This window comes from Bradyrhizobium sp. C-145 (assembly GCF_023375135.1).
Classification (GTDB): Bacteria; Pseudomonadota; Alphaproteobacteria; order Rhizobiales; family Xanthobacteraceae; genus Bradyrhizobium; species Bradyrhizobium zhanjiangense.
Map to the genome: position 1 here is coordinate 2,986,100 of NZ_CP088150.1, position 12,028 is coordinate 2,998,127.

General features: G+C 65.4%; 10 protein-coding genes. 1 reads left to right on the forward strand and 9 read right to left on the reverse strand.

Going from position 1 to position 12,028, the window contains the following annotated elements; genetic code table 11:
- Positions 1-9: 9 nt before the first annotated feature.
- Both LRP30_RS13805 and LRP30_RS13810 read right to left on the reverse strand, forming a co-directional pair.
- The gene (locus LRP30_RS13805) at positions 10-1,566 is read right to left on the reverse strand and encodes an NADH-quinone oxidoreductase subunit NuoF (RefSeq protein WP_249760683.1); all 1,557 of its coding nucleotides are present in this window, start codon (positions 1,564-1,566) and stop codon (positions 10-12) included.
- Positions 1,563-2,036, reverse strand: coding sequence for a formate dehydrogenase subunit gamma (locus tag LRP30_RS13810; RefSeq protein ID WP_128934919.1), 474 nt, complete (start codon positions 2,034-2,036; stop codon positions 1,563-1,565). The genes LRP30_RS13805 and LRP30_RS13810 overlap by 4 nt, the downstream gene beginning before the upstream one ends.
- A gap of 223 nt (positions 2,037-2,259) precedes the next feature.
- Here LRP30_RS13810 and LRP30_RS13815 point away from each other — a divergent pair, with 223 nt between their 5' ends.
- Positions 2,260-3,153 (forward strand): LysR family transcriptional regulator, encoded by an 894-nt coding sequence (locus tag LRP30_RS13815; RefSeq protein WP_128934918.1) that lies wholly within the window; start codon positions 2,260-2,262, stop codon positions 3,151-3,153.
- 223 nt (positions 3,154-3,376) lie between these two features.
- Here LRP30_RS13815 and LRP30_RS13820 read toward each other — a convergent pair whose 3' ends face one another.
- From LRP30_RS13820 to LRP30_RS13850, 7 genes are all read right to left on the reverse strand, one after another.
- A complete protein-coding gene (locus LRP30_RS13820) occupies positions 3,377-5,707 on the reverse strand; it encodes a PAS domain-containing sensor histidine kinase (protein WP_128946287.1) in 2,331 nt (776 codons plus the stop codon).
- Between the two features lie 223 nt (positions 5,708-5,930).
- Positions 5,931-7,304, reverse strand: coding sequence for a cation-efflux pump (locus tag LRP30_RS13825; RefSeq protein ID WP_249760684.1), 1,374 nt, complete (start codon positions 7,302-7,304; stop codon positions 5,931-5,933).
- A gap of 241 nt (positions 7,305-7,545) precedes the next feature.
- The gene (locus tag LRP30_RS13830) at positions 7,546-8,514 is read right to left on the reverse strand and encodes a zinc-binding dehydrogenase (protein ID WP_249760685.1); all 969 of its coding nucleotides are present in this window, start codon (positions 8,512-8,514) and stop codon (positions 7,546-7,548) included.
- Positions 8,515-8,640: 126 nt separating this feature from the next.
- On the reverse strand, positions 8,641-9,636 hold the full coding sequence (locus tag LRP30_RS13835; protein ID WP_249760686.1) for a nitronate monooxygenase family protein: 996 nt from the start codon (positions 9,634-9,636) through the stop codon (positions 8,641-8,643).
- 438 nt (positions 9,637-10,074) lie between these two features.
- On the reverse strand, positions 10,075-10,725 hold the full coding sequence (locus LRP30_RS13840; RefSeq protein WP_128939090.1) for a hypothetical protein: 651 nt from the start codon (positions 10,723-10,725) through the stop codon (positions 10,075-10,077).
- A 55-nt stretch (positions 10,726-10,780) separates the two neighbouring features.
- Positions 10,781-10,984 carry a hypothetical protein gene (locus tag LRP30_RS13845; RefSeq protein WP_061020029.1) on the reverse strand — a complete coding sequence of 68 codons (204 nt, stop codon included), beginning with the start codon at positions 10,982-10,984 and terminating at the stop codon, positions 10,781-10,783.
- A 266-nt stretch (positions 10,985-11,250) separates the two neighbouring features.
- Positions 11,251-12,024, reverse strand: coding sequence for a fumarylacetoacetate hydrolase family protein (locus LRP30_RS13850; RefSeq protein WP_249760687.1), 774 nt, complete (start codon positions 12,022-12,024; stop codon positions 11,251-11,253).
- Between the last annotated feature and the right edge of the window lie 4 nt (positions 12,025-12,028).

The following is a 12,028-nucleotide window of genomic DNA, read 5'->3' on the forward strand; positions in this document are numbered from 1 at the left end:
GTCGTTCTCCTATTCCGCGGCCTGAAGCGTGGTCGGCGCCGGGACGAAATCCTCCCGGAAGTGCTTCAATGCGCTGAGCACGGGGTAGGGCGTGAAGCCGCCGAGTGCGCAGAGCGAGCCGAATTTCATGGTGTTGCAGAGGTCTTCGACGAGCGCGAGGTTCTCGCTCACGCGCTCGCCGTTGATGATCTTCTCGATGGTCTCGACGCCCCGGGTCGAGCCGATCCGGCAGGGCGTGCACTTGCCGCAGGATTCGATGGCGCAGAACTCCATGGCGAAGCGTGCCTGCCTGCGCATGTCGACGCTGTCGTCGAACACGACGATGCCGCCATGGCCGATCAGGCCGTCGCGCGCGGCGAAGGCCTCGTAGTCGAACGGTGTGTCGAACAGCGCGCGGGGAAAATACGCGCCGAGCGGCCCGCCGACCTGCACGGCACGGACCGGACGGCCCGTGAACGTGCCGCCGCCGATGTCGTCGACGAGCTCGCCGAGCGTCACGCCGAACGCGGTCTCGAACAGTCCGCCATGGCGGATGTTGCCGGCGAGCTGGATCGGCATCGTGCCGCGGGAGCGGCCCATGCCGAAATCCGCATAGGCCTTGGCGCCCTCGGCGAGGATGAAGGGGATGGCGGCGAACGACAGCACGTTGTTGATGACGGTCGGTTTGCCGAACAGGCCGTGGTGCGCCGGCAGCGGCGGCTTGGCGCGCACGATGCCGCGGCGGCCTTCGAGGCTTTCCAGCAGCGAGGTCTCCTCGCCGCAGACATAGGCGCCGGCGCCGACGCGCACCTCGAGATCGAAGGCTTGCTTCGAGCCGCCGATGTTCGCGCCGAGATAGCCGCCACGCTTCGCCGCTGCGATGGCGGCATTCATCGCCTCGACCGCGTGCGGATATTCGCTGCGGACGTAGATATAGCCCTTGGTGGCGCCGACGGTGATGCCGGCGATCGTCATGCCCTCGATCACCAGGAACGGATCGCCTTCCATGATCATGCGGTCGGCAAAGGTGCCGCTGTCGCCTTCGTCGGCGTTGCAGACGATGAATTTGCGGTCGGCTTTCGCTTGCGCGACCGTCTTCCATTTGATGCCGGTCGGAAAGCCCGCGCCGCCGCGGCCGCGCAGGCCGGACGCGGTCACTTCATTCAGGATAGCATCCGTGCCGAGCGACAGCGCGTGCTCGAGGCCCTTGTAGCCGCCATGGGCGCGGTAGTCGTCGAGCGAGCGCGGATCGATCACGCCGCAGCGGGCGAAGGTGAGGCGGGTCTGGCGCTTCAGCCAGGGGATCTCGTCAGTGGCCCCCAGCCGCAGCAGATGCGGCGTGTTGCTGGCGAGCGCATCGAGCAGGGAGGGCACATCGGTCTCGCTGACCGGGCCGAAGGCGATGCGGCCCTGTGGCGTCGCGACCTCGACCAGCGGCTCCAGCCAGTACAGGCCGCGCGAGCCGGTCCTGATAATCTCGATAGCAATGCCGCGCTTGGCCGCAGCCTGCTCCAGCGCCAGCGCGACTTCGTCAGCGCCGACGGCAACCGCACCGGCATCACGTGAGACGTAGAGACGCATGCTCATCGCTGCGCCTCCGCAACCAGCGCATCGAGGCGCTTCTGATCGAGCCGGCCAATGAGGCGGCCATCGAGCATCGCGGACGGGGCGGTGGCGCACAGGCCGAGACAGTAGATCGGCTCCAGCGTGACGCGATCGTCGGCCGTGGTGTTGCCGAGCGCCACGCCGAGCTTCGCCTCGGCGCGCGCCGCCAGCGCATCGCCGCCGGCGGCCTGGCAGGCTTCAGCGCGGCAGAGCTTCAGCACATGGCGACCGGCCGGCTTGTGGCGGAAATCATGGTAGAACGTGAACACGCCGTGCACTTCGGCGCGTGACAGATTCAGCGCCTGCGCCACCATGGGAATGGCGGCCTCCGGCACGTAGCCGAACGCCTCTTGAAGAGCATGCAGGATGACGAGCGTCGCGCCTTCCTGCTGAGCGTGTTCGGCGATGATCTCGGCGCCGCGCGTCTCGTCCCAATCATAAACCGCTGTCATTCTTCGTTCTCAACCTGAGCGTTTCTTCCGCCCAAACTATTTGGAATCATTCGAAGATCAATAAAGCTGTCCCGTGCTGCGATTGCGAACTCCGATCGATTGGCAAGGACGATCGGTCGATCTGAAAATGCAATTATGGGTGTTCTGCCCGGTGTTTTTGCGTGTTGGGAGGGGGCGAGCGTGCTAGCTTGCATGCCACGACAGAACTCGAGGGGACGACCGGTTGATCGACAAGCTTGAACTATTGCTGGCGCTGGCGAAGGAGCGGCATTTCGGACGCGCGGCGGAGGTCTGCGGCGTGACGCAACCGACGATGTCGACCGGGCTCAAGCAGCTCGAGGAGATCCTCGGCGTGATGCTGGTCCAGCGCGGGTCGCGCTTCCAGGGCTTTACGCCGGAAGGCGAGCGGGCGTTGGACTGGGCAAGGCGGATCGTGGGCGATGCCCGCGCCATGCGCGACGAGATCAACGGGCTGAAACATCAGCTCTCCGGCGAGATTCGCATCGCGGCTATCCCGACCGTGCTCGGCATGGTCGCCGCGCTGACGACGCCGTTCCGCGCCAAGCATCCCGAGGTGCGCTTCCGCATCCAGTCCACCACGTCATCCGAGGTGCTGGGACTGCTCGAAAATCTCGAGGTCGATGCGGGGCTGACCTATATCGAGAACGAGCCGATCGGCAAGGTGCGGACCATTCCGCTCTACAACGAGAGCTATCGCCTGTTGACCGCGCCCGATGCGATGTTCGGTGACCGCGAGACGGTGACCTGGACCGAGGTCGGGCAGGTGCCGCTGTGCCTGCTCACGCCCGACATGCAGAACCGCCGCATCATCGACCGTGCGCTGCGCTCGGTCGGTGCCGAGGCGACACCGACGCTGACCTCGAACTCGCTGCTGGTGCTGTTCACGCACGTCAAGACGGGACGTTGGGCGAGCGTGATGCCGGCCAAGCTCGCCGAGACGCTCGGCCTGTCCGACACGGTGCGCTCGATCCCGATCGTCGATCCCGACGTCAATTACAGCATCGGCATGGTGATCCCGCAGCGCGATCCGATGACGCCGCTGATCGCGGCGCTGGTCAATGTCGCGCGCGAGGTCGCGCCGACGCTGCAATTGTAGATTTATCGAGCGCAATGAGATCACGTTTGATTGCCACAAGGAAGTGCACTCCCTCTCCCGCTTGCGGGAGAGGGTTGGGGAGAGGGTGTTTCCGCAATGGGACAATCCCCTAGAGGAGACAGCCCTCACCCGGCGCTTCGCGCCGACCTCTCCCGCAAGCGGGAGAGGTGAACGAGCCGCGGCAATCGATTCAACCTAAAGCCAGTCGGATCTACAGGAAGCTCTAAGCCGCCGCCGATATCCCGGACGCGGCCTTGATCGCGTCGCGCGGCAGCGTCACGCGCACCACTGTGCCGACATCGATCTTGGAGCGCAGCCGCATCGAGCCGCCGTGGAGCTGCGCCAGCGAGCGGGCGATGGCGAGGCCCAGTCCCGAGCCGTGATAGGTCTTGGTGAGCTGGCTCTCGACCTGCTCGAACGGGCGGCCGAGTCGCGCCAGCGAATGCGGCGCGATCCCGATGCCGGTGTCGGCGATCATCAGCACGATCCGGTCGTCGAGCTGCCGGCTGCGCACCACGACGCGTCCGCCGTCGGGCGTGAACTTCACCGCGTTGGACAGCAGGTTGACGATGATCTGCTTGGTGGCGCGGCGATCGGCGACGACGGAGATGGATTTGGCGATGTCGGCGTCGAGCGTCAGGTGCTTGTCCTGCGCTCGGCCGGTGACGACCCGCAGGGATTCCGCCAGCGTCCGCGACAGGTCCAGCTCTTCCATGTCGAGCTTCATGCGGCCGGCCTCGATCTTGGACATGTCGAGAATGTCGTTGATGACCTCGAGCAGATAATGGCCGCTGGTCAGGATGTCCTCGCAGTATTCCTGGTACTTCTCCGAGCCGAGCTCACCGAACATGCCGGAGCCCATGATCTCGGAGAAGCCGATGATGGCGTTGAGCGGCGTGCGCAGCTCGTGGCTCATATTGGCGAGGAATTTCGACTTGGTTTGGTTGGCTTCCTCGGCGCGGGTCTTCTCGCGCTGGTACTTTTCGGCGAGATCGGCGAGCTCGACCGCCTGGCGTTCGAGCGCGGCCTGCGAGCGCTTGAGGTCGATTACGGTGGCGCGCAGGCGCAGATCGTTGTCGACCAGCTTCTGCTCGTGCTCCTTGATGCGGGTAATGTCGGTGCCGACCGAGACATAGCCGCCGTCCTTGGTGCGGCGCTCGCTGATGTGCAGCCAGCTGCCGTCGTCGAGCTGCGCCTCGAAGGTACGCGCGCCAGGGCCTTGGGCAGCGGTCTCGTTGTGGCGGGTGCGCACCTCCGGCATGCGACCGACCTCGAGCACGGTCTCGTAGGAGGTGCCGGGGATCACGGCGGTGTCGGGCAGCTTGTGCAAGCGCTGGAAGTGCGAATTGCAGAGCACCAGGCGGTCGCTCGCGTCCCACAGCACGAAGGCTTCCGGAATGGTCTCGATCGCGTCGCGCAGGCGAAGATCGGCTTCCACCGTCTTCTCGGCGAGGCTCTTCTGCTCGGTGATGTCGACGGCGATCCCGATCAGGTGGACGCTGGAATCGGTCGCCCCGCGCGTCTTCTCGCAGCGGACGCGGAGCCAGATCCAGTGGCCGTCGACATGCTGCATGCGGAAGGTCTGGTCGATGTGGTCGATCTTCTCGGAGATGAGCCGATCGGCGATCTCGAACAGATCGATGTCGTCGGACTTCACCAGCGCGTTGACCTCGCCGAATGTGAGTAGCTCGTTGCGGCCGTCGAGGCCGAGCATCGAGAACATCGACTGCGACCAGAAGATCCGGCCGCGCGACAGATCCCAGTCCCACAGGCCGCAGCGGCCGCGGTTGAGCGCGGTGTCGATGCGGCCGCGCACGGCGTCGTTGATGAGGTCGCCTTCGCGGGCGCGGGTCGACTGCCAGTGGAAGGCAAAGCCGAGGATCAGGACCACGAAGCCGGTGGTCGCCGACAGCGTCACCGAGAGCGCGGCGTCCGAGCCCCAGATCGGCTCGTTGCGTTCCTGGATCACGGTGACGAAGCCGGGCAGCGACTTGATCTGCCGCGAGGTCGCCATCGCGGCGTTGCCGTTCGGCAGCGTCATGTCGGCGATGTTGCCGTCGCGCGGCGGCGCCGCGATAAGTTGCGCCGTCGTGATCGCATCGAGCAGGCGGTCGTTGCCGGAGGGATCGCTCTCGACCGGGATGCGGGCGAGGATACGGCGGTCGATGCCGGCCGAGGTGACGATGACGTGGCGGCCCGAGGCCGTGCCCCAGGATGGAATGAGGTCAGGCAGCAGCGTCGGCAGGCTCTCGATGTTCTTGAGCCGCTCCTGCCGCACGGAGGTGAGGCGGTCGATGCGTTCGGCCAGCAAATCGGCGAGCGCCGAGATGTCGTGACGGATCACCAGTCGCTTCTGGCGCGTCTGGTCGACGACCTGCACGAACGCGCCGAGGCAGATCGTGATCAGGAAGGCGATAATGAGCGTCGGCACGGCGCGGCGCAGCGCTGGCTCCGCGATCAGTAGCCGGTGATAGGCAGGTTTCGCGATCGATTGCGCCAATCCCTTGATCGAATCGGATTGGACGCACGCGTTCGCGGCGTCTGCACGCGACATGCCTTCGGCCCCCTGAAAACCTGCTTGCAACTAGGCTCGAAAGCAGCCCCACGTCGCTTTCGAATCACACCGATTTGAATCCAGTTTTCGCGGGCTGTCGAGAGTCAACGAATCGTTAACGCGAAATTATTCTTATCCAACGCGCAGTTTGCACACTGCGTGTCCGTAAATGGACGTGCGCAACGAGTCCGAAACGAGAACGTGTGACTCCTCGCGTACTAAGTCACGCACGCGGCGGCTCGGCGTGGCTGATGACGCGCTTCACGCTCGGGAACGCGCGCCGCAATGCGCGCTCGATCGCGTCGACATGCTCGTGCACCCTGATCACGCTCATCGATGGCGCGGCGCGGCAGTGGAAGTTGACGATCTCGCCGGCGTCGGTGTTGCGGACGCGCACATTGTGGATGTCGTGGATCTCGCCCTCGCCGGCAAACTCGGCCAGCGCGGCGGCAATTGTCTGCACCCGTTCCGGCGGGGCGTCGACGCCGAACGGCAACTCGGGTTCCAGCGGCTCGATATGGACGTCGACCTCGACGTCCTCGCCGAATTCCTCCTGGATGTTGCGTTCCAGCGTGTTGGCGACCTCATGGGCGGCCTCGAGCGGCATCTCGCCGTCGACCTCGAGGTCGATGCCGACGATCAGCTTGGTGCCGAGGTCGTGCACCGTGACGTGGTGGACGGCGAGGCCGGAATTGCGCGCGATCACCATGATGCGGTCGCGCACGGTCTCGTTGTTGCGTGCAACGGGGACGGCGGTGAAGGTGAGGTCGGCGTCGCCGAACGCTCTTGTGACGGCGGCCTGCGCGTTGTGCTTGATGTCCTCGAGGCGGTCGATCGGATAGGTCCTCGGCACCTTGGCGATGGTGTCGATGAACATGGTCGCCCCGACCATGCGCAGGCGCAGCCGCTCGACATCGATCACGCCGGGCACGCTGCGGATCGCGGCCGTGGCCTTCTCCTGGGCGCCCTCCGGCGCGCGGTCGACCAGCGTCTGCACGGTCGAGCCCGCCATGCGCAGGCCGAGAGCCGCGATCAGAACGGCGACGGCGGCGGCGGCGGCCGCGTCGCCCCACCAGAAGCCGAGCCCGGCGAGGACCAGGCCCACGATCACGGCAGACGAGCCCATGACATCGGAGGCGAAATGCAGCGCGTCGGCGGCCAGCGCCTGGCTCCTGGTCTCCTGCGCGGCGCGGTGCAGCGCGCGGGCGCGCCAGAGATTGACGGCGATGTCGATCACCAGCACGACGAAGGGCACGGCCGAAATGGTCGGCGGCGGGGTTCCCTCACGCAGCCGGCTATAGGCCTCGACCAGGATGCCGCCGGCGAGCACGTAGAGCAGGGCGGTAACGCCGAGCGCCGAGATGCTCTCCAGCTTGCCATGGCCATAATGGTGCTCCTGGTCCGCCGGCTTGTCGGACACCCGCACCACCGCCCAGGTGATGATGGTCGCGACCAGGTCGATCGAGGAATGCAGGGCTTCGGAGATTAGCGCCAGCGAGCCGATCGCGATCCCGACCACGAACTTGGCCGCCGCCATGCCGCCGCTGGCGAAGATCGAGATCGCGGCGACCGTGGTCTTGTTGGGCTGGGAGGTCATGGCGGGGATTTAGCAGTCCGCGGGTGAACATCAAGCCACGATCCACAGCTGTAGTCGCTAGTGAGTTGCAGGAGCGAAGTCGTTGCGAATGCTTCCGAATTGAATGCTCGCTCATGCCACAAGCTCAGTCTCGTAGGGTGGGCAAAGGCGCAAAGCGCCGTGCCCACCGACAAGTGTCTCCTAATCAAACGCTTGTGGTGGGCACGCTTCGCTTTGCCCACCCTACGAGACTGCCGATGCCTCACACCGTCACGACGATCTTCCCCAAATGCTTGTTCGCCTCCATGTGCTCGAACGCCTTGTCGATGTCGTCGAACGCGAACACCTTGTCGATCGGCAGTTGCAGTTTTCGCGCTTCCACCGCACTCCAGATATCCTTCCGAACCTCCTCAAAAATCTCGCGGACCTCCTCGATGGTGCGGGTGCGGAAGGTGACGCCGACATAGTCGATGCGGCGGGCGGCGTGCAGGTCGAAATTGAAGTCGGCATGGGTGCCGCCGAGCCGGCCGACATTGACGATGCGGCCCTTGACCTTCGCTGCAGCGAGGTTCTGGTTGGCGACCTTGCCCGAGACCTGGTCGACGATGAGATCGACGCCTTCGCCGTTCGTTGCCTTCAGGACGTCGTCGACCCATTTCGGATCGGAGCTATCGACGGCGAGATCGGCGCCGTACTCCTTCAGCCGGCCGCGGCGGGTGGCGTCGGTCGACGAGCCGATCACGAGCTTTGCGCCCTTGAGCCTGGCGATCTGCATCGCCATCAAGCCGACGCCGGAGCTCGCGCCCTGGATCAGCACGGTCTGGCCCGCCTGCACGCCGCCGACGGTGACGACGGCGTTGTGCATGGTCGCGAGCGCGACGGGCAGGGTGGCCGCCTCCTCGAAATTCATGTTCGAGGGCGCGTGGAACAGGCGGCCGTGATCGGCCAGCGTATATTCGGCAAACGCGGCGCCGCCCGATCCCATGATGCGGTCACCGACCTTCACGCCCTTCGCATCCGGCCCGAGCTCGGCGACTTCGCCGGCCCATTCCATGCCGAGCACGGTGCCGACGCCGCCGGCCGCGCCGTGGGCGTGCCCCTTGCGCATGCCGGTGTCGGCGCGGTTGAGGGCGCAGGCGCGGACGCGGACCAGCACCTGCGTGCCTTTAGGTTTTGGTTGAACGACATCGGAAATCGTAGCGCCATCAGGGCCGTAGACGTAAGCCTTCATAAGTTGCTTTCTGGCATTTGACGAACTGGTTTAACCGGAGGCGGTGCTCTTCGCCTCTCCCCGCTTGCGGGGAGAGGGGAGCATACCTTCGCGGTGGCGGGCGCCGTGTTCAAATCACATCGGCGATCACTCCGCAGCCTGCGCCGCTGCGCCTGCAATCATTCCCTGCAGCCGGCCGCGGATGATCGCCTCTGCCTCGCGAACGATGCGGGAGACCAGCTCGGCGCAGCTTGGGATGTCCTGGATCAGGCCCTGCACCTGGCCGGCCGACCAGATCCCTTCGTCCGAATTCCCCGTCGCGTAGACCATCTTGCCGCGGGCACCGGCAACGAGCTCGCGGATGTCCTCGAACTTGGCGCCTTCCTTCTCCATCGCGACGACCTTGGTCGAGATCTCGTTTTTCGCGACGCGCGAGGTGTTGCGCATGGTGCGGAAGATCAGCTCGGTCTCGCGCTCGTCATTGGCGACGATCTTCTCCTTGATGAGCTGGTGGATCGGGCTTTCCTTGGTGGCCATGAAGCGCGTGCCCATGTTGATGCCGTCGGCACCGAGCGCCAGCGCGGCGACGAGGCCGCGGGCATCGGCAAAGCCGCCGGAGGCGATCATGGGGATCTTGACCTTGTTGGCGGCGGCCGGGATCAGGATCAGGCCGGGCGTGTCGTCCTCACCGGGGTGGCCGGCGCATTCGAAGCCGTCGATCGAGATGGCGTCGACGCCCATGCGTTCGGCCGAGAGCGCGTGGCGGACGCTGGTGCATTTGTGCACGACCTTGACGCCGTGCCTTTTGAACTCGTCGACATGCTCCTGCGGCTTGTTGCCGGCGGTTTCGACCACCTTGATCCCGCTCTCAATGATGGCGGCGCGGTATTCGGCATAAGGCGGCGGCTTGATCGCCGGCAGGATGGTGAGATTGACGCCGAACGGCTTGTCGGTGAGGTCGCGGCAGCGCGCGATCTCCTTGGTCAGGTCCTCCGGCGTCGGCTGGGTCAGCGCGGTGATGAAGCCGAGCGCCCCTGCGTTCGCGACCGCGGCGACCAGCTCGGCCCGCCCGACCCATTGCATGCCGCCCTGGACGATCGGATGCTCGACGCCGACGAGTTTGGTGAACCGTGTCTGCAACATGATCTGTTTCCCCCGCCGGTGTGGCGATCTGTTATCGCGTGTTGGCGTCAGGATGCCGCCCGGGCCGGGAAATGTCTATTGTCGCGCCGTGCGGTGCAGGCGGGGCGATCATGCGACAGGTGAGGGGATTCCGCCGGGCGGATAATTGGGGTTTTAGATCCGTCGTCCTGAGGTGCGAGGCATGGGATGCAACGCGTCCCATGGGGAGCCTCGAAGGATGAGCGGCCACGCTGCGAGAGCCGGGCTGTCGCCCTTCGAGGCTTGCTCAGCGCCGCGATGCGCCGCAGAGCGCGCACCTCAGGGTGACGGTCAATAGATGAGTGCTCGCTGCTTCAACATCGTCATTGCGAGCACAGCGAAGCAATCCAGGCCGCCTTTGCGGAGGGATTCTGGATTGCTTCGCTGCGCTCGCAATGACAGTGCTACGAGACTGGAGAACTACTCCGCCGACAGCCGCACCATCTGGCGGCCGCCGTTCATTTCCTTGAGGCGGTTGACGAAGTTTTCCGGGCGCTGCCAGCGGTTGGGGACCTGCAGTCCCATGAATTCGGCGATGTCGCCGATGAAGCCGGTGCAGTTGGTGGTCTCGGCGTTCCACACCGGCGAGTTCGCCTGCAATTTCTTGATATACGCGAATACGCGCTTGGCGTCGGCCTCGTTGAGGTACACGCGATAGCTCGCGGTCAGATATTCCGGATCGAGATCGCCGTAGCTCGCGCCGGTCTCGGAGGGCACAAAGGTGAGGTGGCCGAGCACGTAAGCAAGCGTGTCGCCGGCGGGCGTGAGGCCCGCGACCTCGACCGCACGCTCGCTGGTCTTGCCGTACCAGACGAAGGCGTGGCCCCAGCTGGCGGCGGTGCGGGCACGGAAGTCGACGTAGTACGGACCTTTCTCCGCACGTGCGACGGGACGCCGCGTCGCTTGCGGCGCCGGTCGTGATGCGGTGTCGGTCGTAGCAAGCGCGTTCGCATCGGCAACGCGCTTGTTCGCTTCATGGGCCGAGGCCGAGGGCATCGTGCATGCGATCATGGCCGCGAGCGCGAAGCCCGCGAGGATGCAGGATCCGGATCGATCAGGTTTGTACGTCACGCTGTTGCCCCTCGACTCTCAGCCGCTCTACGCGAGATGCGTATCGTATTGCGCGTCAGTAACGCGCTGCGACCGGGCCGGGCGCCTTGCCGATCGGGGCCTTTCCAACCGGGCTCTTGCCAATCGGCATCTTGCCGATCGGAGCCTGCTCAGCCGGATAGACCGGCACGGGCTGGCGGCGCGGCAGATCCGCAGCGTTCGCGGCCGTCACCAGAGCAAGCGTGGCACCCAGAGCAATTACAATCTTCTTCACAGTCATACCCCTAGCAGGTTTGGTCCAAACACGGCGATGCCGTGCCCCCAGACACGCCTCACAGAAGGGCGGCCGAATACGTCCAAGTTGCGGCGAGCGCGGGACATGTTGGCGGCATATGTCGGGCGCGCGGAGATGTGATGTGTATGGATGTTTCGGAGCTGCGTGATGGCTGTCCGTAGCCCGTAGGATGGGTAGAGCGAAGCGAGGGGAGAGCGTGATCCCGGATGTCGCTTCACTCATCCGGCTACGCTACGGGACGGTGCCTGCCGCTACAGCCGAAACTCGTTGGTCAGCTCGCCGATGCCGTCGATCGCGACGGTCACGGTGTTCACCGGCTCTTTCATCACGCCGACGCCGACCGAGGTGCCGACGGCGATGAGGTCGCCGGGGAGCAGGGTCATGTCATGCGAGATCTTGCTGACGAGCTCCTGCGCGCTGAAGATCATGTCCGAGATCGGATAGTTCTGCCGCTCCGCGCCATTGAGGATGGTGCGGACCACGAGCTTGGCCGGATCGAGGCCGGTGGTGATAACGGGGCCGAACGGGCCGTAATCGTCGATGCCCTTGGCGCGGGCCCATTGCGGGAAGGTGGGGTCGCTGGTCAGGATGTCGTTGGCGGTGATGTCGTTGACGCAGGTGTAGCCGAAGATGAAGCTGTCCGCTTCGCCAGGGGAGACGCGGGCGCAGGTCCTGCCGATGACGATGCCGAGCTCACCCTCGTAAGTGGTCTTGCCGTCGTAATAAGAGGGGCGGCGGATCACGGCGCCGGGCGTCGTGATGCTGGTGGTGGCTTTCAGCAGATAGAGCGGCTCCGGCGGCTCGGGCTGGTTCAGCTTGGCGGCGAGCGCGTGGAAATTATTCCAGAGCGCGACGATCTTGCTGGGTACGCAAGGCGCGAGCAGCTCGACGTCCGACAGCGCCAGAACCTTGCCAGTGGCTGCATGGCGGCCGAACATCTCGCCCTCGTGCACGCTGATGCCTGACGACGTCAGCGTGCCGAAGCCGGTCGCACCGGCGTGGCGGAAGCGCAGCCACTGTTTCATCTCG